Source organism: Bacillota bacterium (genome assembly GCA_013178305.1).
In the GTDB taxonomy this organism is placed as follows: Bacteria; Bacillota; Sulfobacillia; order JABLXB01; family JABLXB01; genus JABLXB01.
The window spans coordinates 839,098-861,973 of the sequence record JABLXB010000001.1; the positions used below are offsets into that span (position 1 = coordinate 839,098).

At 63.0% G+C, this 22,876-nt stretch carries 20 protein-coding genes; 10 read left to right on the forward strand and 10 right to left on the reverse strand.

Annotated features, from left to right (window positions below; genetic code table 11):
- Positions 1-10: 10 nt before the first annotated feature.
- The 4 genes from ablA to HPY55_03940 form a co-directional block, all read right to left on the reverse strand.
- Positions 11-1,267, reverse strand: a complete 1,257-nt coding sequence (ablA, locus tag HPY55_03925; protein NPV69784.1) for a lysine 2,3-aminomutase — start codon at positions 1,265-1,267, stop codon at positions 11-13.
- A 67-nt stretch (positions 1,268-1,334) separates the two neighbouring features.
- Positions 1,335-2,828 carry a hypothetical protein gene (locus tag HPY55_03930; GenBank protein ID NPV69785.1) on the reverse strand — a complete coding sequence of 498 codons (1,494 nt, stop codon included), beginning with the start codon at positions 2,826-2,828 and terminating at the stop codon, positions 1,335-1,337.
- 1 nt (position 2,829) lies between these two features.
- A complete protein-coding gene (locus HPY55_03935) occupies positions 2,830-3,474 on the reverse strand; it encodes a corrinoid protein (protein NPV69786.1) in 645 nt (214 codons plus the stop codon).
- 197 nt (positions 3,475-3,671) lie between these two features.
- Positions 3,672-5,075 carry a sigma 54-interacting transcriptional regulator gene (locus HPY55_03940; protein NPV69787.1) on the reverse strand — a complete coding sequence of 468 codons (1,404 nt, stop codon included), beginning with the start codon at positions 5,073-5,075 and terminating at the stop codon, positions 3,672-3,674.
- A gap of 348 nt (positions 5,076-5,423) precedes the next feature.
- Between HPY55_03940 and HPY55_03945 the strand changes: the two genes are divergently transcribed.
- From HPY55_03945 to HPY55_03985, 9 genes are all read left to right on the forward strand, one after another.
- The gene (locus tag HPY55_03945) at positions 5,424-5,885 is read left to right on the forward strand and encodes a GNAT family N-acetyltransferase (protein NPV69788.1); all 462 of its coding nucleotides are present in this window, start codon (positions 5,424-5,426) and stop codon (positions 5,883-5,885) included.
- Between the two features lie 99 nt (positions 5,886-5,984).
- Positions 5,985-7,457: a hypothetical protein gene (locus tag HPY55_03950; protein ID NPV69789.1), complete on the forward strand. Its 1,473-nt coding sequence runs from the start codon at positions 5,985-5,987 to the stop codon at positions 7,455-7,457.
- Between the two features lie 61 nt (positions 7,458-7,518).
- Complete coding sequence (locus tag HPY55_03955) at positions 7,519-8,145, forward strand: corrinoid protein (protein ID NPV69790.1); 627 nt, start codon at positions 7,519-7,521, stop codon at positions 8,143-8,145.
- Positions 8,146-8,215: 70 nt separating this feature from the next.
- Positions 8,216-9,016, forward strand: a complete 801-nt coding sequence (locus tag HPY55_03960) for a methyltetrahydrofolate cobalamin methyltransferase (GenBank protein NPV69791.1) — start codon at positions 8,216-8,218, stop codon at positions 9,014-9,016.
- 171 nt (positions 9,017-9,187) lie between these two features.
- Positions 9,188-10,348, forward strand: a complete 1,161-nt coding sequence (locus tag HPY55_03965) for an ABC transporter substrate-binding protein (protein ID NPV69792.1) — start codon at positions 9,188-9,190, stop codon at positions 10,346-10,348.
- 94 nt (positions 10,349-10,442) lie between these two features.
- Complete coding sequence (locus HPY55_03970; protein NPV69793.1) at positions 10,443-11,315, forward strand: branched-chain amino acid ABC transporter permease; 873 nt, start codon at positions 10,443-10,445, stop codon at positions 11,313-11,315.
- A gap of 37 nt (positions 11,316-11,352) precedes the next feature.
- On the forward strand, positions 11,353-12,240 hold the full coding sequence (locus HPY55_03975) for a branched-chain amino acid ABC transporter permease (GenBank protein NPV69794.1): 888 nt from the start codon (positions 11,353-11,355) through the stop codon (positions 12,238-12,240).
- A gap of 2 nt (positions 12,241-12,242) precedes the next feature.
- A complete protein-coding gene (locus HPY55_03980) occupies positions 12,243-13,016 on the forward strand; it encodes an ABC transporter ATP-binding protein (GenBank protein ID NPV69795.1) in 774 nt (257 codons plus the stop codon).
- Between the two features lies 1 nt (position 13,017).
- Positions 13,018-13,755 carry an ABC transporter ATP-binding protein gene (locus tag HPY55_03985; protein ID NPV69796.1) on the forward strand — a complete coding sequence of 246 codons (738 nt, stop codon included), beginning with the start codon at positions 13,018-13,020 and terminating at the stop codon, positions 13,753-13,755.
- 241 nt (positions 13,756-13,996) lie between these two features.
- Here the strand turns inward: HPY55_03985 and HPY55_03990 are convergent, their stop codons facing one another.
- The 4 genes from HPY55_03990 to HPY55_04005 all read right to left on the reverse strand — a co-directional run bounded on the left by HPY55_03990 (position 13,997) and on the right by HPY55_04005 (position 18,123).
- Entirely contained in the window at positions 13,997-15,694 is a 1,698-nt protein-coding gene (locus tag HPY55_03990; GenBank protein ID NPV69797.1) for an arginine--tRNA ligase, read from the reverse strand.
- An 80-nt stretch (positions 15,695-15,774) separates the two neighbouring features.
- A complete protein-coding gene (speB, locus tag HPY55_03995) occupies positions 15,775-16,647 on the reverse strand; it encodes an agmatinase (GenBank protein NPV69798.1) in 873 nt (290 codons plus the stop codon).
- Positions 16,648-16,694: 47 nt separating this feature from the next.
- A complete protein-coding gene (gene speE / locus HPY55_04000) occupies positions 16,695-17,576 on the reverse strand; it encodes a polyamine aminopropyltransferase (protein ID NPV69799.1) in 882 nt (293 codons plus the stop codon).
- A gap of 88 nt (positions 17,577-17,664) precedes the next feature.
- Positions 17,665-18,123 (reverse strand): arginine decarboxylase, pyruvoyl-dependent, encoded by a 459-nt coding sequence (locus tag HPY55_04005; protein NPV69800.1) that lies wholly within the window; start codon positions 18,121-18,123, stop codon positions 17,665-17,667.
- 198 nt (positions 18,124-18,321) lie between these two features.
- Between HPY55_04005 and HPY55_04010 the strand changes: the two genes are divergently transcribed.
- On the forward strand, positions 18,322-20,385 hold the full coding sequence (locus HPY55_04010) for a PBP1A family penicillin-binding protein (protein NPV69801.1): 2,064 nt from the start codon (positions 18,322-18,324) through the stop codon (positions 20,383-20,385).
- Here the strand turns inward: HPY55_04010 and HPY55_04015 are convergent.
- Together HPY55_04015 and HPY55_04020 are read right to left on the reverse strand one after the other, a co-directional pair.
- Positions 20,382-21,581, reverse strand: a complete 1,200-nt coding sequence (locus tag HPY55_04015) for a PDZ domain-containing protein (protein NPV69802.1) — start codon at positions 21,579-21,581, stop codon at positions 20,382-20,384. The genes HPY55_04010 and HPY55_04015 overlap by 4 nt on opposite strands.
- A complete protein-coding gene (locus HPY55_04020) occupies positions 21,581-22,840 on the reverse strand; it encodes a UDP-N-acetylglucosamine 1-carboxyvinyltransferase (GenBank protein NPV69803.1) in 1,260 nt (419 codons plus the stop codon). The genes HPY55_04015 and HPY55_04020 overlap by 1 nt, the downstream gene beginning before the upstream one ends.
- Positions 22,841-22,876 lie beyond the last annotated feature (36 nt).

Below are 22,876 nucleotides of genomic sequence, written 5' to 3' on the forward strand. Positions count from 1 at the left end.
AATCAGCTCCTCAGGCCTTCCTACGCTTCAGCCTCTCGGTATCCTTCGGTTCAAGGCTCGACGCCTGGTCGTTGAACAGCTTCGCCAGGCCTATCGAGTACTCGTCCGCCTTGCCCTCGCAGTAATCGCAGCCCTCAGGGCAGTTCGACTGGGCGTCTTCCGGCTCGGTGTACGCGCAGATAACGCCCTCGTAGTTCCGGAGGATGACCTTGTTGTCGCTCATGGATATGAGATATTGGGGCATGATAGGTATCTTTCCTCCACCGCCCGGGCCGTCGAGCGCGAAAACCGGCACCGCGAAGCCGGAAGTGTGGCCCCTGAGCATCTCGACGATCTGGATACCCTTCGCCACCTTCGTACGGAAATGCTCGAGCCCCCAGCTCAGGTCGCACTGATACATGTAGTACGGCCTGACGCGTATCTTGACGAGCTCGTGGACCAATTTCTTCATAACGGTGGGGCAGTCGTTGATCCCCCTCATCAGCACGGTCTGATTACCCAGCGGGATGCCGGCGTCCGCCAGCATGTTGCACGCGCGCGACGAATCGGGGGTGATCTCAGACGGGTGGTTGAAGTGCACGTTCAGCCACATCGGGTGGTACTTCTTGAGCATACTGCATAGCTCGGGCGTGATCCTCTGCGGGAGCACAACCGGCGCGCGCGAACCCAACCTCACTATTTCGACGTGGGGTATCTCGCGGATCTGCCTGATGACGTACTCGAGCCGGTCGTCGGGCAGAAGGAGTGGATCGCCGCCCGATAGCAGCACGTCGCGTACCTGAGGAGTCCTCCGGACGTACTCGATGCCGGCCTCGATCCTTTCAAGCGGCGCGGCCTCGTCCTGCACACCGACAAGCCTCCGTCTCGTGCACTGCCTGCAGTACATCGAGCACTGGTCGGTCACCAGGAGAAGCACCCTGTCAGGATAACGGTGCGTCAGGCCGGGTACAGGTGAGTCCAGGTCCTCGTGCAGCGGGTCCGCCATGTCCGCCGGGGAGTGGGCGAGTTCGTGAATCGTCGGCACGCCCTGCCGCCTGATCGGGCACTGCGGGTTGGCCGGGTCCATCAGCGACACCCAGTACGGGGTGATCGCCATGCGCAGCGTCTTCAGGATCCGCCTTATCGCCTCTTCCTCTTCAGGCTCGAGTGGTATCGCCTGTTTGAGTTCCTCCAGCGTCGTGACCCTGTTGCGCACCTGCCAGCGCCAGTCGTTCCACTCCTCAGGAGTGACGTCGCGCCACAGCGGTATGTCCTTGTATGACCTCATAATGGTTACCTCCACGTTGATGCCGGGCAATCTGCGGGCAGGCCGCCGGATAGGCTACCGGGAAGACTCAGGCTCCGGCGGCCTCGGGCCCGAGCGGCAGGGACGAAATGCCGTGTTTCTTCATGATCCCCCTGACGACGCTATCCAGAGCGCTGGACTGGTTCGCGGAAAGCGACGCCGGCGGCGGAGCGGCCAGCACCTTCGCCACCGCTTCACCAGCCTTTGTAATCATGTCGGTCGCGCCGCGCGCCAGCCAGTTCTTCCTATCCCTCCGGTCGACAACAGGTCCCGGGACGTATTGCTCCTGCTTGAAGAACTTCAGCGTATGCGGGTTCGACAGGTAATCGGCGCCGGGCCCGGACGACTTGATGAGGTCGAGCGCGAGCGCATCGTCCGAGGTGTCGACGCCTTTGAGCAGTCTGTAAACCATCCCGCATATCTCGTTGTCCACAACGAGTTTCGTCAGGCTCTGGCAGGTCAGGAAGTCGTACATGCCCGGACCGGATATCACGTTGATGCCGCCGAGGGCGCCCAGCACGGAGCCGAGGGATGACTCGACTCCCGCCTGCATGTCGAGGAGCTTCGAATCGGTCGTGGCCGTGTACGTGTGAGTGGGTAGACCGTAGAACTTGCCCATCTGCGCGTAGCACACGTCCACCATCATGGTCTCGACCGATCCCATCGGAGTGGTTCCGAACCGCATCTCGAAGAACGATGGCGCGCCGCCGTAGATCACCGGCGTCCCCTTACGAACGACCTGCGCCAGTACTACACCGCTCAGGGTCTCCGCCGTGTGCTGTAGCACCGACCCCGCGATGGTCGCGGGGGCGTTGGCGCCGCTCAGCGGCATGGATATGAACTCCACCGGGAGGCTGTAGCGCGCGCAGTCCATTATGTTGTGCGTGCTGATATCCGTCCACATCAGGGGCGGCGACGGGCAGACGTCAAACACCGCGACGGGCTTTTCGGCCAGGACCCGGTCCCCGCCCACCACAGCCGCCAGCATGTTCTTCATGTCGGTAAGCCCTTCAATACTGAATGCACCGGTGATGACCGGCTTGTTGGAGTACTTCAGGACGATGTACAGCCTGTAAAGGTCGCCGACCGCGCGCGGGACGTCGGAGACGACCACCGCGGTGGACTGAAGGTGAATGTGCGGCAACCTGTCGACCAGCCTGACGATATCCCTGAGGTCGGCGGAGACCGCTTCCTTCGCATCGCGGCCGTCGCCAGCGCCGGATTTCAAAGCGGTGGAACCGGGGGCGTAGTGGAACTCGTTCCCCTCGAGCTTCACGGCGGGCTTACCGTCCGTGGTGTACAGCGTGACGCCCGGAGGGCAGCCCGCGATGGCGTCGAGCACCATCTTCTTCGGGAACCTCGCCCTGCCGGCCTTGAAGTCGACGACAGCCCCCGCGCCGGCGAGGATCTTCAGCGCCTCGTCGCTCCTGAACATCACGCCGGTGTTCTCGAGGATGTCGAGGGCACTCTCGTGTATCCTGCGGATGTCGCTGTCGCTGAGAATTCTGAGTTTCGGTTGAGCGTCAAATCCCATCCTGGCCACTTCAGCGCACCCCCAGCATCTGCCGTGCCTTTTCGACTGCCTCCTGAGCGTTGGCCGCGTATGCGTCCGCGCCTATTTCCGAAGCCCAGCGCTGCGAGACCGGCGCGCCGCCGACCATGACCTTCACGCCGTTCCTGAGGCCTTCCTTCACCAGGCACTCGATCACCGTGCGTTGCTCACCCATCGTGGTCGTGAGCAGCGCACTCAGGCCCAGGACGTCGGGATTGTGATGCTTCACGGCCTCGACGAACGCTTCCCTGGTCACGTCCCTGCCGAGGTCGATCACCTCGAAGCCGGCGGTCTTCATCATGATCCCCACGATGTTCTTTCCGAGGTCGTGGAGGTCGCCGCGCACGGTGCCCAGCATGCAGCGCCCGACCGGCGCCTTGGCTTCGCCTCCGGCCGCCTCGAGCGCGTCAGCACACGCCTGGAATACTCGAGCGCTCAGCAGCACTTCGGGCAGGAAAACCTCCCCGTCCTCCCACATCCTCCCGAGTCGGTTCATGGCCTCCGAAAGCCCGTACTCCAGGATGGCCGCCTTGTCCATGCCCGCGGTCAGCGCCTCGCGCACACGGGCACCGGCGCTGTCTTCATCCCCCTGAATTACGGATTGAATCAATCCTTCAAGAATAGCAGTTGAATCCATCGACGCACCCCTTCCAGCGAAATGTCGGTGACAGGGACGAGACGACACCTGTGTACCAGGCTGGGGAAGCAAGAACCGTGCCACTGCGGGGCCCGGTGGTGCGGGGCCGGCCGGTGCCAGCCCCGGCCCCGACTGCTGGAGATAAACGGGCAGGTGCTGAGGGTGAATGAGACGTTACCTGAGAGTCGGCTGGCGGTCTATCTTGCGCCGCTGCCCGCGGCCGGGCGCGAGATGCCCAGCGACTTGATCTTTCGCTGGAGCGTTTGCCTGGGGATTCCGAGGACCCTCGCGGCCCGCGACACATTGCCGCCCGCGTTCTCGACGGCGGACCTGATCATCTGCTCCTCGGCGTCGCGGAGCGCTTTCCTGACGGGCAGGTTACGGTCGACGCTGAGGGTGAGGGATGACTCGGCCGGTCTCGGCGCCGACTGCTGGAGGTACACGGGCAGGTGCTGGGGGTATATCAAGCCCTCTTCAATGGCCACGGCCGCCCCCTCGATCGCGTGTTCCATCTCGCGCACGTTGCCGGGCCAGTCGTATTCCATGAACACCTCCATCGCCTCGGGAGACACGCCGATCACCTTGCTCCCGAGCTTGTCGTTACACTTGGCGATGAAGTGGTGGACCAGGAGGGGTATGTCGTCCCGCCTGTCGCGCAGCGGCGGGATCTCAACGTACACCACGTTGAGCCGGTAGTACAGGTCGGCCCTCAGCCTCCTCTCGGCGAGCGCCTCTTCCGGCTTGATGTTGGTGGACGATATCACGCGCACCTCCACGGGGCGTACTCTAGTGTCTCCGACCCTCCGGACCCTGCCGTCCTGAAGCACCCTGAGCAGTTTGGCCTGCAGGTCGAGCGCGAGTGAGTTCACTTCGTCGAGGTAGAGCGTGCCGCCGTCGGCGAGTTCGAACAGGCCCGGCCTGTCCTCGGCCCCGGTGAACGCCCCCTTGATGGTCCCGAACAACAGCCCTTCCACCAGGCTCTCCGGAAGCGCGGCGCAGTTCTGCGCTATGAAAGGCGCTACAGCACGGTGGCTGGCGTTGTGGATGGCCTGCACTAGGAGCTCCTTTCCCGTGCCGGTCTCGCCGTACACGAGGACAGTGGAGCTGCTCCTCGCAGCCTTCATGGCCAGCGACTTTATCCTGACGATCTCCGCGTTGCGGCCGATTATGTCGTCGAATGTATACAGGGCGGACTGCCCGCCCGCGGGCCGGCCGGCCTTCGACCTGCGCTGCGACAACTGCAGTTGCAGGTCTATTACCTTTTCCGAAAGCTCCTTTACTCTGGTGATGTTCTTGGATACCTCGACCGCCCCCTCGACGCCCGCGTTCGTTGTCAGTGGCAGCGTCGAGCTCACCGTCGTAATGACACCGCCCTTCTTCGTGACGTACGTCTGCTGCTGGTTTAAAAGAGGTTTGCCCGTGCGCAGGACCCGTAGCAGGGTGCTGGTTTCCTCGCTGAGGGACGGGTATACCTCGAGGATGTGCCTCCCGATGACCTCTCTGGGGTCGAGGAAGTCCAGGGCCGCCGCGGCGTCGTTGTAGAATACCGTGACACCATTGCTGTTCACGACGTGGATGGCCTCGTCGACCGTATTCAACATCGTATAGAACAGGGTCTTGCCCAGGGCGTCGAACCCTTCCTCCAAGGCGGCACCTCCTCCTGAGCATCCTTACGGGCAACGAGCACGTACTTCAATCTCATTACGCCCGGTTCCTTCAAGTTGGGCGACCCTTGTCTCACCAGTGGGCACTCCCGCCCGCGACCGGGCACAACCCAGCCGGCCTGACCGCCCCGCGGGACGGCACGGCCGACCGTCAGCGCGGACCGTCCCGCGTATTATGGTGCCTTGCTGGGGTTCATCCAGGGACACAGCCGCGGGCCGCCCGCGCAGAACAAGCCCTCGCCGGTCGCTCGCGGGCACAGAACTTGCTCGTCCTCGATCAGTGCCATGAGCGCGGGAACTGAGGTTACCGTACGCTACGCAAAGCAATCCGATGTCGACCGCATAGTCCCGCTCCTCGCAGAGCTGGCGGGGATGTACGGGGTTGCCCCGGCCATCCCGCTGCTCAAAGCGAGCGTGAGCCGCGCCATAGGCTGGCCCGAGCGCGTCAGGTTCGTCGTCGCCGAGGACGGTGGCGCGCTCTTGGGGATTGCGTCACTCCACCTCGGCCATTTCTCCACTTTCTCCAATACCGAATACGCGCACGTCGAAGACGTATACGTCCTCCCGGAGTACCGCGGGCGCAAGGTGGCCTGGCGAATGCTCGAGTTCATGAGGGGCGCCGCAAAGGAGATAGGTTGCTCGAGGCTCGAGCTGCACGCTCTGGAGACCAACGCCGCGGCGCGCAACCTTTACGAAAGGTTCGGCTTCAAATCCATCGAATCAATCGTCTACACGTTGAAGCTGTAGTGGGCTCTCGTAGCCGGCCAGGACCGGGCGCCGGGTAGTGGCACAGCGCTTGCATCGGACCCTCCCCGCCGGACAAAGGCGTGAAAGGAGGTTTACCCGTTGTCAGACGAAAAACGGATTAAGCCCATCAGCCCCAAGCTCAGGCTCGAGATCCTGAGCAAGGAGGACATCCAGAGGATCCACGAGGCCTCGCTCGATATCATGAACGATGTCGGCGTGCGGTTCCCTTCCAGGAAGGCGCTCGACATCCTCCAGGCGGCCGGGGCCAAAGTGGACTACAGCACCATGGTGGCCAAACTGCCGCCCGACCTCGTGATGAAGGCGGTCAAGGCAGCTCCTTCGGTGTACACCCTCGCCGGGCGGAACCCCGAAGACGATCTTCTCCTCGACGGGCGGCACTGCTACCTTTCGACCGACGGGTGCGGGATTGAGACCTACGATCTCTGGTCGGGACAGAAGAGGCTGTCGACCAAGAAGGACATAGAGGAATCGGCCATCCTGGCCGACTATCTCGATTCGATCGCGTTCTACTGGGGACCGATGGTTTCCGCCCAGGACGTGCCGGCGGAAGTCCGCCCGCTGCACGAGCTCGAGGCGGCGTTCCTCGGGACTTCGAAGCACGTTCAGCCCGAGACGATCATTTCGGAGCGCATCGCGGAGATCTGCATGGAGATCGCCGGCGCTGTCGTCGGCGGCAAGGAGAAGCTCCGCGAGAGGCCGGTATTCTCGGTGATGCAGTGCGCGGCCGATCCGCTCGGAGAGGACGGCGGCAGCATCGAGGCCTCACTCGTCGCAGCGAAGTACGGCGTGCCGACCGGTTTCATGCCGATGCCCATGTCGTGCGGCACAGCCCCCGCGACCCTGGCCGGCAACCTCATCATGACCACCATCGACAGCCTGGCCCCGATCGTCCTGATGGAGATCGCCCACCCCGGGGCGCCCGTGTTCTTCGCGGCGGCGCCGACGGTAATCGACCTCCGTACGGGAGGGTACACTGGGGGTTCTCCCGAGGATTACCTGCTCGGCGGGGCGTTCAACCAGATCTGCGACTTCTACAACATACCGCTGTCCATGGGCGCCATGGCCACCGGCGCGAAGCTGCCCGACTGGCAGGCAGCGCTCGACAACTCGTTCTCCACGTTCATGCCCGTCCTCACCTGCACCGACATGCTTACCGGCGCCGGAATGCTGAACGGTTCCAAGATCATGTCGTACCAGCAGGTGGTCATGGACTGCGAGATTTACGGCATCACCAGGAAGGTCGCCGAGGGGATCAAGGTGGACGCCGACACCCTCGCCGTCGACGCGATCAAGAAGGTCGGCGTAGGCGGGAACTTCCTCGCCGAGAAGCACACCAGGAAGTACATGAGGGATATCTGGCGGCCGACGGTCGTCGACAGGACACCGTACAACGTATGGGAACAGTCGGGGCGGAAGGGCGCGTACGAAAAGGCCACCGAAATCGCCCGGCACGCACTGGAGAATCACAGGCCCATGTCCATCGACCCGGCCGCACTCGCGGAAATCCGGAGGATAATCCGCGCCGCCGAAAAGGAGTTTCTCGGCCGGTGACGTAATCCCCAGCACAATTAAGGAGGAAGGTCCGATGGAATACGCTGACCTCTATAGCAGGATGAGCCAGTCGGTGCTGGACGGTGATGCCGACGAGGCTGAGAAGCTCGCGAACTCGGCGCTCGAACAGGGCGCCCCGCCCCTCGATTGTGTCGAAAAGGGGTTCGTCAAGGGAATAGAAGAGGTAGGGAGGATGTTCGAGAAGGGCGAAATGTTCCTACCCGAACTGGTCGCCGCGGCCGATGCGATGAAGGGCGCGCTCGACATCCTCAAGCCGGCGCTCGAGAATAGCGCGGTGGGCAGGAAATCCTTCGGCAGGGTCGTAATTGGCACGGTCAAGGGGGACATACACGACATCGGCAAGAGCATCGTGGGCAGCCTACTTACGGCTTCGGGGTTTGACGTGCTCGACCTCGGCGTGGACGTCGACACGAACCTGTTCGTCGCCAAGGCCAAGGAGTTCGGCGCGAACATGGTAGGCCTTTCGGCGCTTCTGACGACGACCATGCCCGCGCAGCGCGAGGTGGTCCGGCTGCTCAAGGAAGCGGGGCTGCGCGACAAAGTCAAGGTGCTGGTCGGAGGCGCGCCCGTCACTGAACGATGGGCCGGCGAAATCGGCGCCGACGGATACGCCGAGGACGCCATAAGAGCGGTTGCGGCCGCGAAGAAGCTGTTGGGAGTGGCGTAGTGGCATGACGGTGGCTGGGGTCCGGACCCCAGCCCCTTGATTCAGCGGCACTATAAATGGGGGTAGATGTATGCTCATCGTAGGCGAACTCATCAACACCAGCAGGAAGAACATCGAGCCTGCCGTCGCGTCCCGCGACGAAGCATTCCTGAGAGATATCGCGAAGAAGCAGGTCGAGGCAGGCGCCGCCTACGTCGACGTGAACGCGGGGACGTTCGTTGACGCCGAGGTTGAGCTCCTCCCGTGGCTCGTGCAGATAGTCCAGGCCGAGACAGGCTCGTCGTGCAGCGTCGACAGCGCCAACCCCAGGGCTATCGAGGCGGCGCTCGCAGTGCACAAGGGTAAGGCGATGGTCAACTCCATTACGGCCGAGGACTCCCGCTATAACAACATCGTCCCGCTGGTCGTCAAGTACGGCTGCGCGGTGGTCGCCCTCTGCATGGACGGCCGCGGCATACCGGAGACCGCCAGGGCGCGCGCCGAGATCGCGGAGAGACTCGTGCAGCGCCTCACTAACGATGGGGTGCCGCGCGACAACATCTACCTCGATCCACTGGTCCAGCCGATTTCTACGGGATCGCACAACGGCGTTGTCGTGCTCGACACAATCAGGTTCATAACGCAGGACCTCGGGGTCAACTCCATCTGCGGGCTCAGCAACGTATCTTACGGCCTTCCGCTCAGGCCGCTCATCAACAGGTCGTTCCTCGTGCTCGCGATGGGCGCCGGCCTGAACGCGGCGATAATCAATCCGCTCGACAAGAAACTCATGGCGCTGTTGCGGGCATCTGAGGCGCTGCTGAACAGGGATCCGCATTGCAGGGCGTACCTGACCGCGTTCCGCAAGGGCGAACTCGACCTTGAGAAGTAGTAGGAGAAATAGCCCTTTGCTTCAATTAACTGGAGTTGTATTCGCAGTTGCATGGAGGAGTTGTCTTGACAACGTAGAATTCGCAATGGGTATAGACTGACGGAGGTGGTGAGGATCTCAACATCCGGAGCCATTGGCCTTGACTAATCTTAAGGGGGTGCCTGGAGGTAAATGTCTAGACGTCTGTCGGTAGCTTTGCTGGTGGTCATGTTGGCCACCCTGGTTGCCGGTTGCGGTGGCGAAAAGGGCGACATAATAATTGGGCATTTCGCGCCCATGTCCGGCGACACCGCCGCCTGGGGCCAGATGGAGGTTAAGGGCGTTAACCTTGCGGTGGAAGAGATTAACGCAGCAGGTGGAGTCCTGGGCAGGAAGATCAAGGTCATCAGCTACGACGACCGCGGAGACAAAGTCGAGGCCGTTAACGTCGTAAAGAAGCTCATCTCTGAGAAGGCGGTGGCAATTGTCGGCGAGCAGACCAGCTCGGCGTCCATGGCCGCCGGCCCCATCGTCGCGGCCGCGAAGATCCCCGCCGTCGCAACCGCTGCCACCAACCCGAGGGTGACTGTGGGCGAGGACGGGAAGCTGAACCCATTCTACTTCAGGGTCTGCTTCATCGACCCGTTCCAGGGCCGCGCGCTCGCTTTCTACGCGGTCAAGAGGCTTAACAAGACCAAGGCTGCGATCCTGTATGACATAGGCGAAGACTATGCGGTGGGCCTCGCCGATTCGTTCAAGAAGAACTTCAAGGAACTCGGCGGCCAGGTAGTAGCCGAGGAGACCTTCAAGGGTGGCGAGGAGGACTTCCGGGCGCAGCTTACCAGGATCAAGCAATTCAACCCCGAGATCATCGTAATCCCGATTTACTATAAGGAAGCGGCCCTCGCTATGAAGCAGGCGCGCGAGCTCGGGATCAACGCCGTCTTCATGGGCGGCGACGGGCTTGAATCCCCGACCCTGACCGAGCTGGGCGGTCCCGCGGTGGAAGGCTGCTACTTCTCGAGCCACTACTCGTCCGAGGACACCACGCCTAAAGTCAAGAAATTCATCGACGCCTTCAAGGCCAAGTTCAAGGAGGATGCGGACGTCAACACCGCGCTCGGCTATGACGGCGTGTACATGATCGCTGACGCGATCAAGAGGGCCGGCAAGGTCGATCCCCAGGCCATCCGCGACGCCCTCGAGAAGACGAAGGACTTCGAAGGTGTGACCGGCAAGATCACCGTCAACCCGCAGGACCACAATCCACAGGACAAGACCATCGTGATCAACACCGTCAAGAACGGGAAGATAGCCTTCCAGGAGCGCCTCGACCTGACACAACTGAAGTAGTACAGTGCAGGGCACACGGCGGCGAAAGCCGCCGTGTGCCTGTCCCCAACAGAAACCCACCGGAAACCCACAGGAAACCTGGGGAGGAAGGCTCATGTTTCTGCAACAGCTGATTAACGGCCTGTCGATCGGCAGCATTTACGGTCTCGCGTCAGTTGGTTACGCCTTGATATATAGCATCCTCGGTTTCTCAAACTTCGCCCACGGTGAGATGACAATGGTCGGCGCGTTCGCAGCCCTATTCGCCATGACCGCCGCCAACCTGCCGTTCCCGATCGCCCTGCTGGTGGGCGCCCTCGGCAGCGCGCTGACCGCGGTCACGATGGAAAGGTTCGCATACCGGCCCCTCAGGCTCAAGAAGGCACCGAGCCTGTATTTCTTCATCGCGGCCATGGGCGTCTCGATTACGCTCATGAACACCGCGATCGTCGCTCTCAGCGCCACGTTCCGCACCTTCCCGCCGATATTCCCCATCAAGACCGTGTCGCTCGGGGCCATCTCGGTCGGCGTCATCGACCTGGCCGTGTTCGGGGTGGCGGCGGTTGCGGTGACGATTCTCGAGTTCGTGCTCAACTATACGAAGATCGGCAAGGCAATCAGGGCTGCCGCCTACGACAGCACGACGGCGGCCCTGATGGGAATAAGCATGGACAAGGTGTGCTTCACCGTGTTCGTGATGGCCGGCACGCTGGCGGGGCTCTCGGGGATATTCCGTGGCCTGAAGTACACGATCCACGCCAACATGGGCAACATCATCCTGAAGGCGTGGATATGCGCCATCATCGGCGGTATCGGCAGCGTCCAGGGTGCGCTGCTCGGTGCCCTGCTGGTTGGAGTACTCGAAACGTTTATCGCGGGTTTCATATCGTCGGCCCTGCGTGACGTGATCGCTTTCGTCCTTCTCATAGGCATGCTGGTGGTCAGGCCCAGCGGACTGCTCGGGAAGGCCACCGAAGAGAAGGCATAAGGGGAGGGACGAGCCAATGACCGGATTCTTCGAAGGAATGCTGATAACCGTCGGCATCAACATAATCGCCGTGCTCGGTCCTTCTATACTCCTGGGCTTCACCGGGCTTTTTACCTTCGGCCATGCGGCGTACGAGGCGATCGGCGCATATACCTGCGCGCTCCTCGTAATGAAGGTCGGCATACCGTTCCCTGCGGCGCTCTTCGCGGGCTGCCTCGCGGCGATGATATGCAGTATCCCCATAGGGTATCCCACTTTGAGGCTCACCAGCGACTACTTCATCGTGGCGACGCTGGGAGTCGGCGAGATCGTGGCGCTTCTCATCGAGAACATGCAGAGCATCACCGGGGGCGCCAGGGGCCTGCCCGGGATCCCATTCTACACGAACCTGCCGCTCACCGTGGTGCTCGTGGCGATATGCATCTGGCTCGCGAGGAACTTCGTGTTGTCGCGTCACGGCAGGAACTGCATCGCCGTGCGTGAGAACGAACTCGCCGCCGAGTGTGTGGCCATCGACTCGTTCAAGCAGAAGATGATGGCTAACATGATCGCGGCGTTTCTCGGCGGGCTATCGGGTGGATTGATGGGCCATTACGTCGGGATACTCCACCCAAAGATGTTCCGCATCATCAGGTCCGAGGAACTCGGCATCGCGGTCATCCTCGGCGGCGCCGGCAGCATAACCGGCTCCGTCTTCGCGGCCGTGGTTGTCACGCTGCTGCCGGAGATCCTCCGCGACGTTGTCAGCGACTGGAGGCTCGTCGTTTACGGGCTGGCCGTCATCGTGGTGATCATCAACAGGCCGCAGGGCTTGATGGGCTACAGGGAGCTCACACTGCAGTCGATCCGGCAATTCTGGTCGAGGCTAACCACAGGGCGCAGGCCCGCCGTACCGGGCGTGCCCGGTACGGGAAGGAGGGACTAGCCTTGGCATTCTTCGAGATCAAGAACCTTACCAAGACCTTCGGCGGGCTCGTCGCGATCGACAACTTCAGCATCGAGATGGAAAAGGGAGAACTGGTCGGGCTGATCGGCCCCAACGGCGCCGGCAAGACGACCGTTTTCAACGTAGTCAACGGGATCTACAAGCCTACCAGCGGCAAGGTCATCCTGGAAGGCAACGAGATCCATGGCAAGAAGCCATTTGAAATCGCGGAACGGGGGATCGGCCGCACGTTCCAGAACATCCGGTTGTTCTCGAACCTCTCGGTCGTCGAGAACGTGAGGATCGCCTGCCACAGGCAGGTTGACTACGGCCTGTTCCACTCCCTGTTCCGGACAGGGAAATGCAAGGCACAGGACGCCCAACTCATGAAGACTGCTGCAGACCTCCTCGACCTGGTCGGCCTGGCGGACAGGCGGGACGAGCTCGCGAAGAACCTCCCGTACGGCCACCAGAGACGCCTGGAGATCGCCCGCGCGCTCGCCACCAGGCCCAAGTTCCTGCTCCTCGACGAGCCGGCGGCTGGCATGAACCCGCAGGAGTCGGACGACCTCTCGGAATTCGTCGTCAAGATCCGCAAGATGTTCGGCCTGACGATACTCCTGATCGAACACCACATGGACGTCGTCATGGACATCTGCGAGAGGATGTACGTTCTTAATTTCGGCAAAACCATCGCCGCAGGCGACCCCGCGAGCATCCAGTCGAACCGCGAGGTCATCGAGGCCTACCTCGGCGAAGAGGAGGAGTCCGCCTGACATGTTGAGAGTAGATAACCTCGACGTCTTCTACGGCGGCATTCATGCCCTCAAGGGATTGACGCTCCACGTCGACCAGGGGGAGATAGTGACCATCATCGGGGCGAACGGAGCCGGAAAATCAACGCTGCTCAGGGCCATTTCCGGCGTCGTCAGACCGAAGAAGGGCACGATCCACTTCGGAGAGACCATGCTCAACAACCTGGTGCCGCACACTATCGCCGCCCTGGGCATAGCCCATGTCCCCGAGGGCAGGCGGGTGTTCGCCAACCTGGCGGTGCTGGAGAACCTCGAGATGGGTGCTTTCCTGGTCAGCGACAAGAAGGTCGTGGAAGAGAACATCTACAGGGTCTACAACCTCTTCCCTCGTTTGAAGGAGCGTGCGAAGCAGCGGGCGGGAACGCTGTCCGGCGGCGAGCAGCAGATGCTGGCCATCGGCAGGGGTATGATGATGAGCCCGAAGCTCCTGCTGATGGACGAGCCGTCGCTCGGGCTTGCGCCGGTGCTGGTAAGCACCATCTTCGGCGCCATCAAGGAGATCAACGCCCTGGGCACGACGATCCTCCTTGTCGAACAGAACGCCAACAAGGCGCTGCGCGTGGCTAACAGGGCTTACGTGCTCGAGACGGGGCGGTTGGTGATGGAGGGACCGGCGGCTCAAATCGCCGGCGACCCGAACATCCAGCAGGCATACCTGGGACGCAAGGAGAGGAAGGCGCGGGCCGCCGCAGGGAAGTAATCTGGCCGACAGCAGTTCAAGGTGTATAGACGGGCGCCGGCAGGTTTGTCGGCGCTCGCTGGTCCTCGCGTGAAGTTGGTCAGTTGCGGTTCGGGAGGTTAGATCCATGGAGTGGAAGAAGGTCCCGGCCCGGAACAAGGAGTTGCTTGCAAGAGCTATGGCGGCGTTCCGCGGATTCCATGCTGTCAACCTGAGGTTCTTCAGCAGCGTCTCGTGCGGAATGTCGAGACCTCGGAATGGCCTACATCCGGTCGGGGGCATCGACACGCAGAAGGCTGAGGCCGTTCCGCAGCACTGTCTGAGTAGCGAAGGACAACGCGAGACGCGCTTTCATCGCAGGCTCATCGACGCCCAGCACCCTGCACCTCGTGTAGAACGAGTGGAACGCCGTCGCCACCTCGGCCAGGTACCTCGGCATCCTGTGAGGCTCTCTGGCGACCGCTGACGACGCTATTTCCCCGGGGAATTCCGCGAGCTTCTTGACGAGCGCCACTTCGCTCTCGTCGGTCAGGGGCGACAGGTCGGCAGACAACAGGTCCTCCACGCCCAGCCCCGTAAAGCCCCTGGCCGCAGCCTCGCGGAATATGCTGCTTATGCGGGCGTGCGCGTACTGCACGTAGTACACCGGGTTTTCGTTAGACTGGATCTTCGCCAGGTCCAGGTCGAAGTCGAGGTGGGCGTCCGGAGACCGCAGGAGGAAGAAGAACCTTGCGACGTCCTTCCCCACGTCGTCGAGCAGTTCGTCCATGGTGACGAACTCGCCCATGCGCTTGGACATCTTCACAGGCTCGCCCTGCTTGATGAGGCGCACGAGCTGTACGATCAGCACTTCGAACGAATCGCGCGGGTAGCCGAGGGCTTCGACAGCGGCCTTCATACGAGGTATGTAGCCGTGGTGGTCGGGGCCCCAGATGTCGATGAGCAGCTCATAGCCGCGCCGGTATTTGTTCAGGTGGTAGGCGATGTCGGGCGCGAGGTAGGTGAACGCCCCGTCGCTCTTCACCAGCACACGATCCTTGTCGTCACCGAAGGCCGTGGACTTGAGCCATACGGCGCCGTCCTGGTCGTATGCGTAACCGCGGCCCCGCAGGAATTCGACGACCTTGCCAACGTCCCCCGCGTCGTGGAGGCCCTTCTCGCTGAACCAGACGTCGAACTCGACCCCGTACCGCTCGAGCGATTCCTGCTGCATCTCCCGGATCCGCGACACGGCATACGAGGAGAACAGTCCTTGCCGCTCGTCCTCGGGGAGGCTGAGCAGCCCTGATCCCTTCTCCGCCATGAGCTTCCTGGCTACGTCGATGAGGTATTCGCCCGGATAGCACTCTTCGGGGACCTCAACGTTTTCGCCGAGGAGCTGCCTGTAGCGCATCTCCAGCGACCTGCCGAGCGTGGCAACCTGGTTGCCGGCGTCGTTGACGTAGAACTCGCGGGCGACGCTGAACCCCGCCCAGTCGAACAGGTTCGCCAGAGTGTCGCCGACTGCGCCGGCCCTGGCCTGAACCACGATGATCGGTCCGGTCGGATTAGCGCTGACGAACTCGAGCAGGACCTTCTTGCCGCCGCCCGCGTTCGAGCGGCCGTACTGGTCGCCCTCCCCCAGCACTTCGCGAAGCGCGTCCTCGACCCAGCGCCGTCCGAGATGGAAGTTGATGAAGCCCGGGCCCGCGATTTCCACCCTCTCGACCCACGAGCCAGCCGTGGAGAAACTGCCCGCGATGGCTTCGGCGATCTTCCGGGGGTTGCTCCGGACAGCACTGGCGATGAGCATGGCAGCGTTCGTGGCGAGGTCCCCGTGTTCGGGCCTCGCCGGCCGCTCCAGGCCTATCTCGACGGACTCGGCGCCGGCCGGGATGTTGCCCTGCTGCACCGCCTCGGACACGGCCGCCTTCAATCGACCGATGATGTCTGCTTTCACCCTGTCCATGAAGATCTCCAAGACGAACACCTCGCAAGACGTTAGCAAGCCGCTGCGGGAGCGGTCGCCATCGCCGCTGGCGGCCGTTCAGTCGCCCGCTGTCAGGCGCCGCGGCCCCGCCGCCGCAACTCGAGCGCAAGGACGACCTCCCTCACTACCTTGGCCGCCGCAATCGCGGTTATATCCGAATGATCGTAGGGCGGCGCGACCTCCACCAGGTCGAAGCCGGCCACGTTCAGGTGTTTCAGCAGGGACACGGCGCCGAGCAGCTCGCCTGACGTGGCGCCCCCCGGCTCCGGCGTTCCCGTCCCCGGGGCGTAGGCGGGGTCCAGCACGTCGATGTCGACTGTGACGTATGCGGGGCTGGCCCCCAGCATGTCCACCACGGACGCGAGCGAGTCCTTCAGATCGCCCGAGAGCAGCCGGCCTTCGGCTATGTCCAGGTACTCCTCGCGCGTGCCCGATCTGATCCCGAGGTGGAACACGTTGTCGCGCCCGACAATTTCGCCAACCCGCCGCATAACCGTGGCGTGGGATAGACGCTCACCGAGGTACTCTTCACGCGTGTCCGCGTGGGCGTCCAGATGCACAACCTTGAGGCCCGGGAACTGCGACGCCACGGCCTTGACCGCCGCCAGGGTGACAAGGTGCTCTCCGCCGAGCATGACCGGAACCGGTCCAAGACGAACGATCCCGCGTACGCATGCCTCTATCATACCCAGGGCGGCCGGGACGTTTCCGAGTGGCAAGACGATATCCCCGATGTCACACACGCGCGCCGAGCACAGGTCGGCGTCAAGGATAGGGCTGTACTCCTCGAGCACGCCGGAGACTTCGCGGATGCGCGCGGGCCCGAACCTGGCGCCGGGCCTGTACGAGATCGTGGCGTCGAGTGGCGCGCCGAAGATGACGGCTGTCGCCTCATCCAGTTCACCGCGGCACGCGAGAAACCTGCGGGGCTGCTCCCACGAGATCGAGGAGAACCCCGTGGCCGCGCCGGAAGCCGCCTGGCCAGGAGTATTCAAGGCTTCTCACCCGTCGCGCCGCCCGTGGCCGGGCCTGCGCCGTCGCTGCTCAAGCCTGCGCCCTCGACCACGCGCTTCACGAACGCCGGCAGCGCGAACGCCGCCGTGTGTACCTCGGGGCTGTAGTATCGCGTCCCAGCGTCGAGGCGCCGCTTCGGGACGGAGGGGTCGTGCACCTTCGACCCGACCGTGTAGCTCCACAGGCCTCCGGGATACATCGGCACGCAGCCCACGTAAAGCCCGCTCCTGGGGAATATCTTGCGGACTCCCGCAAGCACGCCCCCTATCACCTCGGCGAAGTAGAACGGGGAACCCGTCTGGGCGACGAATATGCCGTCGTCCCTCAACGCCCCGTGGATGGAGCGGAAGAACTCCTCGGCGAAAAGGCCGACGGCCGGACCGACGGGGTCGGTCGAGTCGACGATGATCACGTCGTATTCCGATCGGGCCTCCCGAACCGCCTTGATGCCGTCCTCGATCCTGACGTGGACGCGGGGGTCGGTCAGCGCACTCGATATGGTGGGGAGATACTTCTTCGACAGCTCAACGACGGCCTCGTCGATCTCGACCAGGTCGACGCGCTCCACCCCGTGGCGGAGGACCTCCCTGACAACGCCGCCGTCACCACCACCGACGACGAGGACGCATTTCGGCGAGGGGTGCGCGCACATCGGGACGTGACATATCATCTCGTGGTATGTGAACTCGTCGCGTTCCGTTGTCTGGACCACGTCGTCCAGCGTCAGCATCCTGCCGAAGCCGGTGGTCTCGGTGACGACAATTTCCTGGTACGACGACTTCCGCCTCTCGAGAACTCCGGTAACCTGGACGGATATCCTGAGTCCGCTGGCCTGGTTCTCAGTAAACCACACGTCCACAACGCTTCACCCCCTATCTCGTTCCCGCCACCGTATTACGCCGGCCGCCCCCGCGTGCGGGGCAGCCCGTTGGAGTAGCCGGCGTGGCTCAGTACCACATCGGTATGGCCGCGAACGCGCAACCCGCGCGCTCGACCCTGTGCTCCGAACCGATGACCTTCATGCCGGTCATCTTCATCCCGCGTCTCTCGAACGCGTCCTTGAGCATCATCTCGATGGTGGCCTCGGCCTGCTCCTTCGTGCAATGACCGGAGAACTCCATTATGACCCCAAACGTGCCGGCGGTGTAGCCGACCCCCACGGCGGCCGCTATGACCTCACCCTTCTCCTCGCAGGTGATGGAGGCATACGCCACGGGAACAAGGCTTCCCGGCGGGATGACGAGCTTCTCGACGAATGTGGCCCCGGGGGGTAGTATGCTGGACACTCTGACCAGGTTGACGTTTCCAATGCCGGCTTTCAGCAGGGCGCCGTCAAACGCGTTGAGCTCGGTGGCGCCTTCGGATGCTCCGGCGACGACAGTGTACTTTGTGGGTGTAGGTAGGATATTCATGTCAGGTCATTCCCCCCACCAAGAGGTAGTGGCCGGTTTACGCAACTCATGCTCAGACTCTTGGATCGCATTAACGCGCAGCGGCAGGTCTACCGCTGCGCTCCAGACTGCATGAAACGTATAACCCGGTCCAAATTTACGAAGCAATTATACCAGAAAAGGAATGCAAAGTGAATTGAAGGGGGGTCAAGAATGACGGCGGGCCGCCGCGGGGACGGGAGCGGATTGATCGCGTCGTTTACCCTGTTAACCGCGGGTTTGGCTGTGGCATTCGTTATCCTGGCCGCGCTCGTCGTCGCCGTCCCCCTCCCCGCGCCTGAGGCACCCCAGGCGTCGGTTGTATACGACATAAACAGGATCCCGTACGGGCGGCTGTTCGTCGAGAACCGCACCGAGATCCCGTTCTCGCAGATGCCGCTGCATCTCCGGCAGGCGGTCATCGCCATCGAGGATGACCGTTTCTACAAGCACCCTGGAATAGACCCCATCGCGCTGGTCAGAGCCTTGATCGTTGACATCAGGGAACGGAAAGTGGTCGAGGGCGGCAGCACTATCACCCAACAGCTTGCGAAGAACCTTTACCTCACGCCCGAGCGCACCCTGATGAGGAAGCTCAGGGAAGCGCTCCTCACACTCAGGCTGGAGATGAAATACTCGAAGGACGAGATCTTGAGACTGTATCTGAACCAGATATACTTCGGCGCGGGGGCATACGGTGTCGAGGCGGCGGCCTGGACCTACTTCGGTAGACCCGCCAGGGACCTGGATCTCCCCTCGGCCGCGCTGCTGGCGGGGTTGATCAGGTCCCCGGAAGGATACTCTCCGTTCAGGAACCCCGACGCCGCCCTGCACCGTCGCGATGTGGTGCTCTCGCGGATGGTCGAGCTCCGGATGATCGACGAGCGGCAGCGCAAGGAGGCCTCGTCCTCCGCGCTCGGCACACGGCAGCGCCCCGCCCCAACCCTGGAAGCCCCCTATTTCGTCGACTACGTGACCGATCTCGTTAGAGAGGCGAACCCCGCGCTCGCAGCCGTACTGGACAGGGGCGGCTACAGGGTGTACACGACCCTGGACATCAAGGTCCAGCGAGCGGCCGAGAGCGCGGTGGCGGGCGGCATCCGGACGGCCGTTCCGGACAAGGTGGGGGTGATTCAGCCCCAGGCAGCGCTCGTCGCGATCGATCCCGCGACCGGTCACATACGCGCGATGGTAGGCGGCCGGAGCTTCTCCAACACCCCGCTCAACAGGGCCTCACAGTCGCGCCGCCAGCCGGGCTCGGCGTTCAAGCCGTTCCTCTATGCGGCAGTCCTCGACAGGGGGTTCCCGCCGACCGCGACCAAGGTGTGCGAGCCGGTCACGTACCAGGGTACTACCCCGGACGAGGTGTACCAGCCCAAGGACCACACCGACGAGAAATACCACTACAGGCCGCTCGCGATGCGCGAGGCCATCGCCATTTCGGACAACGTGGTCGCGGTGAGGTGGGCCGAGGAGGTAAGACCGTCCACCGTGGCGTCCTACGCCCGGCGCCTTGGCATCCAGTCGCCGCTCGAACCGAACCTGTCGATCGCCCTGGGCAGCTCCGAGGTCACCCCGCTCGAAATGGCCGCATCCTTCGCCCCGTTCGCCAATTCCGGCTTCAGGGTGGAGCCGGTGGCGCTCATCAGGATCGAGGACAGGTGGGGCCGCGTGGTGCACGAGGCGAGGCCGCGCCCACCCACCAGGGTGCTGGACGAACGCGTGGCGTACATCCTCACGGACTTGCTTCGCAGCGTGGTGAGGCCGGGCGGCACCGCGGGGTTCGTAGAGGGATCACTCCGCAGACCGGTAGCGGGGAAAACCGGGACTACCGACGAGCTGCGCGACTCCTGGTTCGTCGGTTTCACGCCCGACCTGGTGGCATCGGTATACGTGGGCTATGACCACAGGGAGAGGGCCGCCGGCTCGGGTGGAGCGCTGGCGGCCCCTGTGTGGTTGTCGTTCGCGAGCGCTGCACTGAAGGACGTCGCGGTGTCGGATTTCCGCAGGCCGTCCGGCGTGGTAGAGGCGTCAATATGTAACGAAACGGGGCTGACGCCGAACCCGACGTGCCCCGCCCGTACCGAGATCTTCATCGAAGGGACTCAACCCGACCAGGTATGCCCCATCTGGCACATGGCCCCTACCGGCGCACCCACCGGCGACCTCGCGCCGTACACGCCGCCCACGCACGGGGCGGTAGCGCCGGCGCCAGAGGACGGCGGGCGTCCCCGCTAGCGCTTTGGCATTTCGCCGAGCGTCACGGATATTGTGAGGTCCTTCCCTTTCCTGTTGAGCCTCACTTTGACCACGTCGCCCACCTTGTGCTCGGCGAGAACCGCCTTGATCGTCGAGGCGTCCACGATTTCCCTGTCGTCGATGGCGAGTATGATGTCGTCCTTGCGGATACCCGCCTTCGCGGCCGGGCCTCCGGCGATGACGTCCACCACGTATATGCCCTTCTCGAGGGGGATTTCGTACCCATACCGCTGCGCGGTCGGCCTGTCGACGAGGTTTATCCCAAGCCATGCCCGGGGCACGCGCCCCTTCGAGAGAAGGCTGTTGATGATACCCCTCGCCGTGTTGATCGGGATGGCGAAGCCCATGCCTTCGGCCGACTGGATTTTCAGGGTGTTGATCCCGATAACCTGGCCCGCGGCGTTGGCCAGCGGCCCGCCGCTGTTGCCCGGGTTGATGACCGCGTCAGTCTGGATGAGCACGAACGTTTCCTCGCCGATCTTCAGGGTCCTGTCCTTCCCGCTAATGACTCCCACTGTGACGCTTCCCTTGAAGTCCATCCCCAGCGGGTTACCCATCGCCACAGCCATTTCGCCGATCTTGAGCTTGTCCGAGTCGCCGAACTCCGCCGCCTTCAGGTTCTGGGCGTCGACCTTGATCACGGCGAGGTCCGTCACCGGGTCGGCGCCGACGATCGTGGCCGGGAGCGTCCTCCCGTCGGAGAGGAACACCTTGAGCTCCTTCGCGCCCTCGATCACGTGGTTGTTCGTCACGATGTAGCCGTTGGAATCGAAAATGACCCCCGACCCGCTCTGTTCCTGCACGTACGCCCGCCCAAAGAAGTCGTAGCCCGCGACCGCCTTGTTGACGATGCCCACGACCGAGTGCTCCAGCTTCTCCGCGACCTTCACGGCAGGCGACGCGTCGGCCTGCGCGGCCGGCACCTGCGCGGGGCCCGGATTCGGGAACACCACCGGCTGAGGTTGAATCTGAGTATACGCCGACAGATACCTCGGCATCGTGGCGGCAACAACCAGCCCGCCTGCAATTGAAGAGATCAACGCCACGGCGACGATCACCGCCAATGACGTGCGGTGGCGCCGCTGGGCGCGTTCGGGCAGGGCAGTAGCCGCGCACTCGCGCTCAGCCGTCTGCTGGCCACTCAGCTCGTGGCCGTTGACGAATTCCACACCCATCACCGCCCATTCACGTATTGTATGTGAGCGCCGATACACTTGAACTTATCGACGACATTTTCGTAGCCTCTGAATATGTGCTCGACCCCGTAAATCTCGGTCCGTCCCTCGGCCGCCAGCCCCGCCATGATCAGCGCGGCCCCCGCCCGCAGGTCGTTAGCCTTCACCGGAGCGCCGAACAGCTTCGGTACCCCCTCCACGATCGCGGTCCGGCCGTCCACCTTTATACTGGCGCCCATCCTCATTAATTCGTTGGCGTACCCGAATCTGTTGTCGTAGATCGTTTCCTGCACTACGCTTATCCCGTCGGCCCTGGTCATCAGCGCCACGAACGGTTGCTGGCAATCGGTCGGGAATCCGGGATACGGAAGCGTTTTCACGTTGACAGCCCTGGGCCGTTCCGGTCCCACCACCCTCAACGAATCCCCGTTCTCGTGGATCTCCGCGCCGGCTTCCTTGAGTTTGGCGCTCACCGGGTCGAGGTGTTTGGGTATCACCCCGCCCACGGTCACGTCGCCGCTCGAGGCAACGGCCGACATCATGAACGTCGCGGCTTCGATCTCGTCGGGTACGACGCTGTGCTCCGAGCCTGACAGGCTCTTGACCCCTTTGATCCTGATGACGTCCGTCCCCGCGCCCTGCACCTTGGCGCCCATTGAGTTCAGGTAGTTCGCCAGGCTCACCACGTGGGGCTCCTTGGCGGCGTTCTCGATCACCGTCGTCCCCTGGGCGAGCGTCGCCGCCAGCATTATGTTGATCGTCGCGCCTACGCTGACGACGTCGAGGTACACGGGGGCGCCCTTCAGCTGCTTCGCCTCGATCTTCACGATCCCGTGCTCCAGGCGGGCGTCCGCCCCCAGCGCACGAAACCCCTTGAGATGCTGGTCTACAGGCCTCAACCCGATGTCGCACCCACCGGGCAGGGCCACCTCGGCCCTGCCGAACTTGGCCAGCAGCACTCCCAACAGATAATACGACGCCCGCAGCCTTTTGACAAGCTCGTACGGCGCCTGGTACGCCTTAAAACCGTTGGGATTAATGACCATGTGGCCCTTGTGGTCCCACGAAACTTCGGCCCCCAGCTGGTATATGATGTTCGCAAATACCGCTACATCGGTGATGTCGGGGAGGTTGTCGATGACGCTCTCACCGGAGGCGAGTAGCGCGGCGGGGATAACCGCCACCGAGGCGTTCTTGGATCCCGATACTCTTACGTAACCGTTGAGCCGGCGTCCACCGTTTACGACGAGATTGGACAATCTGTACGCACTCCTAACGGAACGACGAATTCTGCT

Excerpts from the sequence above, each read along its gene's own strand:
- HPY55_03975 (NPV69794.1), top strand. The coding sequence starts at position 11,353 with ATGCTGATAACCGTCGGCATCAACATAATCGCCGTGCTCGGTCCTTCT.
- HPY55_04015 (NPV69802.1), bottom strand. The coding sequence starts at position 21,581 with ATGGGTGTGGAATTCGTCAACGGCCACGAGCTGAGTGGCCAGCAGACG.
- HPY55_03965 (NPV69792.1), top strand. The coding sequence starts at position 9,188 with ATGTCTAGACGTCTGTCGGTAGCTTTGCTGGTGGTCATGTTGGCCACC.
- ablA (NPV69784.1), bottom strand. The coding sequence starts at position 1,267 with ATGAGGTCATACAAGGACATACCGCTGTGGCGCGACGTCACTCCTGAG.
- HPY55_03970 (NPV69793.1), top strand. The coding sequence starts at position 10,443 with ATGTTTCTGCAACAGCTGATTAACGGCCTGTCGATCGGCAGCATTTAC.
- HPY55_03940 (NPV69787.1), bottom strand. The coding sequence starts at position 5,075 with ATGTTGAATACGGTCGACGAGGCCATCCACGTCGTGAACAGCAATGGT.
- HPY55_03985 (NPV69796.1), top strand. The coding sequence starts at position 13,018 with ATGTTGAGAGTAGATAACCTCGACGTCTTCTACGGCGGCATTCATGCC.
- HPY55_03955 (NPV69790.1), top strand. The coding sequence starts at position 7,519 with ATGAGCCAGTCGGTGCTGGACGGTGATGCCGACGAGGCTGAGAAGCTC.
- HPY55_03960 (NPV69791.1), top strand. The coding sequence starts at position 8,216 with ATGCTCATCGTAGGCGAACTCATCAACACCAGCAGGAAGAACATCGAG.
- HPY55_04010 (NPV69801.1), top strand. The coding sequence starts at position 18,322 with ATGACGGCGGGCCGCCGCGGGGACGGGAGCGGATTGATCGCGTCGTTT.
- HPY55_03945 (NPV69788.1), top strand. The coding sequence starts at position 5,424 with ATGAGCGCGGGAACTGAGGTTACCGTACGCTACGCAAAGCAATCCGAT.
- HPY55_03935 (NPV69786.1), bottom strand. The coding sequence starts at position 3,474 with ATGGATTCAACTGCTATTCTTGAAGGATTGATTCAATCCGTAATTCAG.